Annotated in this window: 4 protein-coding genes; 3 read left to right on the top strand and 1 reads right to left on the bottom strand. The window is 42.9% G+C overall.

The features are described from left to right. The 3 genes from F0364_RS04680 to F0364_RS04670 form a co-directional block, all read left to right on the top strand. On the top strand, window positions 1-671 hold a 671-nt coding region (locus tag F0364_RS04680), incomplete at its 5' end, for a transposase (protein ID WP_153798152.1). Between the two features lie 267 nt (window positions 672-938). Then, window positions 939-1280 carry a hypothetical protein gene (locus F0364_RS04675; RefSeq protein WP_153796601.1) on the top strand — a complete coding sequence of 114 codons (342 nt, stop codon included), beginning with the start codon at window positions 939-941 and terminating at the stop codon, window positions 1278-1280. Between the two features lie 670 nt (window positions 1281-1950). Next, the gene (locus F0364_RS04670; protein WP_153796600.1) at window positions 1951-2637 is read left to right on the top strand and encodes a hypothetical protein; all 687 of its coding nucleotides are present in this window, start codon (window positions 1951-1953) and stop codon (window positions 2635-2637) included. 276 nt (window positions 2638-2913) lie between these two features. Here F0364_RS04670 and F0364_RS04665 read toward each other — a convergent pair. Then, the coding region (locus tag F0364_RS04665; protein ID WP_207632515.1) for a TIGR03067 domain-containing protein at window positions 2914-3363 on the bottom strand (450 nt) is incomplete at its 5' end.

Below are 3363 nucleotides of genomic sequence, written 5' to 3'. Positions count from 1 at the left end.
ATTTAAAATACCTGATGGTATTGCATACGGTATATAACCAGCAATATCAAATGCACAGCACCCGCAGTTGCCGTGCAGAGGATCGTATTGTAAATATTCACCAGCCGCATGTACGCCCCATAGTCCGGGGCAAGGATGGTAAAAAAGTAGAGTTTGGCAGCAAACTGCAGGTATCGCTAAGCGGTGGGTTTGCGTTATTAGACAAGTTAAGCTGGGATAATTTTAATGAAGGCGGCAGCCTGAAGGAATCGGTAACGCTGTACAAAAAACGACTTGGATATTATCCCGCCGAAGTATTGGCAGACAAGATTTACTGTACAAGGGAAAACAGAAAAGTGCTGAAGGAATGGGGCATCGCATTAAGGGCTAAGCCACTGGGCCGTCCGGCTAAAGAGGCACTGCACATTCAGGTAAGTCCAGGGGAGCGCAATCCAATAGAAGGCAAGTTTGGGCAGGCAAAGGCTGGTTATAATATGGAGTGCATCAAAGCCAAATTACAAAACACCAGCGAGTCGTGGATTGCTTCCATTATTTTGGTGCTCAACCTTGTTAATTTAATGAGGCTGGGCCTCTATTGCCTAAATTTAATCAGTAATGCAGCCAGGCGCTTCGCCAGTCATCTTCAAGAGGCTTGCTCCCGGAAATTTTGGCAGCCCCATTTTCAAGGATAGTTATTGAGCAAGCCCTACTTAATCCTCGTTCAATTCAAAGCACGACAATTCTAATTATTATGGACACTTTCCTTTGCATACTAAAAGCAATAGCTGGCTATTTCATTTTAATGTTCGTAGGAACTAACCTTTTAGGAACTGTTGTACGAGGTCTTCGACCCACACTTAAAAAAGATAGTGATGGAAATTTAGTTTCAACCGTTGACCCAGCTCTCCGCAATTTTGGTACACTCCCTTCTGCCAAAAGAAAGACAAGAAATGGCAAAAATGGGCGACAAAACAGTGTCGTTTGTACAGAAGGCCCTGGAGTATGCCAAGAGCAACCCCACCATGGTGCCCAACTACCTTGACATCGCCGAGGCCGAACGTGACCTGAAGCTTTCCCTTGACCTGCAGACCATTCACAACCTGGCCGGAACCATCACGCTGTCAATTGAAGATGCCATGATGATCTGCGGCAGCGAGGCGTACAATGTAGCCCTGCTTATTTACAAGGCCGTACAGGGCGCCGCAAAGGGCAATGTACCGGGCAGCCAGGCCATACTGGATGAACTGAAACAACGTTTCCCGGGCAGGGGCGGCAAAGGAAGAAGCGGCCCCAAGGATTAACCAGTTGAAAAGTGCTTGCCTTTAAAGAAAGACATTCATAAAAGAATCCCGCCGCGGCGGGATTTTTTGTGCGCCTTATTTTTTGGCGGCCCCGTTTTTTGCTGCACAAATGCTGTTACAAACCGGGATGGCGGGTATTTGATGGAAATAGCTGATAGTTTTAGGTGTGCATTAGCGTAAAAACAACCCGGCAAACAGGTTTTAATACAGGCCACTCCTTTTCAAATCATGAAAATTTGCCCTTCGGAAGGGAAAATTGCCCTTCAGAAGGAGAAAATTGCTGTTCAGAAGGGCAAATTGCCCTTCTCAACTCCGATGACGTAGATCGGAAGGGAAATGTTTCTCTTAAAAAGAGAAATGTTCCCCTTCGGAAGGGGAGTGTTCCCGTTATTAACACCAATGGTTCTGTTCTGAAGGGCAATGTTCCCCTTCAGAACCCCGACGCCGGACATCATAAGGGAAACTTTTGTCTTCAAAAGGGCAATGGCGGGGTTTTGGAGGGCAAATTTGGAGTTTGGGGCTACAGGGACGGATATTGGAAAGAGAAATATCCCTTTCCGCGTTGTGGTGCCAGGAACAAAAAGGGGAAAAGCGTGTGTAAATGGTTGGAAATGTATGTAAACGTGAATATATTGAGGTTGCGTAAAAGCGAAGGTTAGCGGTAATTCTTATGAAACTTCAAAAAATATCACACTTTTTTATTTTATTGATTGTAAGCTCTTGCCAAAGTCAGACAGGCCAGTACAACTTAAAATATGTAGTTGGAGAAATAGATAGTCTGCAGTCCTTTTCAAAATTGACTTCACAAGAGCAAAAAATGGATAGTTTGTTGCAAAACAGCACGTGGTTAAACGGTGCATTCAGAAACAATAGGAGCAGAATATTCATGGAGTCATTTGAAAATGGGCAACTGAATACGGGTGGAGATTCAAGTTTGGTGACAGGACTTTCAGCACCATGTATGTGTTATACAGACAAAGACACAATTTACATGAAAACCTGGATTGGCTTTTTTGGTTCTATTGGGTTTGGAGTGAAAATATTCAAAGACGACTTTAAATCCCAGTTTATTATACAAATTGACGAACCTGACACTTACAAAGTAAATTTATCGGACAAAGATTTTACGGGTCAAGCAATCGTAAATAGTAAATACCAAAAATTGAGTTTCCTGACAAGGCCCAGTTTTAAAATAGACGAGCAGCTTACAGGTATTTTAGAGATTACAACTAACGACTATTACGAGAAAAAGCATAATGGTGTTGACACCTTAAGTGTAAAAGGTAAAATATACTTTACCTGCAAGACAAGGCAAATGACACTAAGAGATCAACTTATGAACCAGAACTACCGCTAAAAGTGCATTTGTTTTATGCCGTTGGCCGGATGATGCAATTTCAACTTCAGCTACGTATCATCTGTAGTTATCAGCTCAACGTCGTATAAATTTACACACACTTATCACTCATGGATTAATAGCTTATGATTGTGGCATAGTGGGATTTGTTTATAATATGAGCATTTACATTCTACCCTGCCGCAAAGTCCCTTGCAGGAGACTATTGTGTAGAAGTGCTTTTATGTACACTCTCCGAAAAAAAATTTTCACAAATATTATTATGGCCGGGTGTTTTTATGAACCGTTTCGCTTACAGATAATCAGCTCCTGGTTGTTTTTGTCTGATATCTCTGTGGGGCGCAAACCAGGAGGTGCGACTACAATCTTCAGTGAATCTCCATCCAATTCATAAGCAACGCTGACAGGCGCTGAATTAGCAGGTGCATCCTCTGGCTGAATAATAATCAACTTGGGTTTGCCGGTAGTGTCCAGCTTGAACGAATACTTCATCTCCTTTCCGGTCTCATCCCTGAAAGTAAGCTTATCTCCCTTGAAGATATACAGGTAATCCACATCCTTTTTGATGCCGTTTTGGCTTTCTGATTGTGCCAGCCAGGCCCCTTGTATGTTTGCCTGATCGTTAGGTTTTGCCGCATCTTGAGCGAAGCCACGTGACAAAGCGCAAAAAAGAACCAATATAATGAGGGACGTCTTCATAATACCATGTAAATTAATTAGATTAAG

Origin of the sequence: Foetidibacter luteolus (assembly GCF_009650435.1) — a bacterium.
GTDB lineage: Bacteria > Bacteroidota > Bacteroidia > Chitinophagales > Chitinophagaceae > Foetidibacter > Foetidibacter luteolus.
This window is presented reverse-complemented; position numbering and strand designations above follow the sequence as displayed.

Coding starts and splice junctions, on each gene's coding strand:
- F0364_RS04675 (WP_153796601.1), top strand. CDS start 939: ATGGGCGACAAAACAGTGTCGTTTGTACAGAAGGCCCTGGAGTATGCC.
- F0364_RS04670 (WP_153796600.1), top strand. CDS start 1,951: ATGAAACTTCAAAAAATATCACACTTTTTTATTTTATTGATTGTAAGC.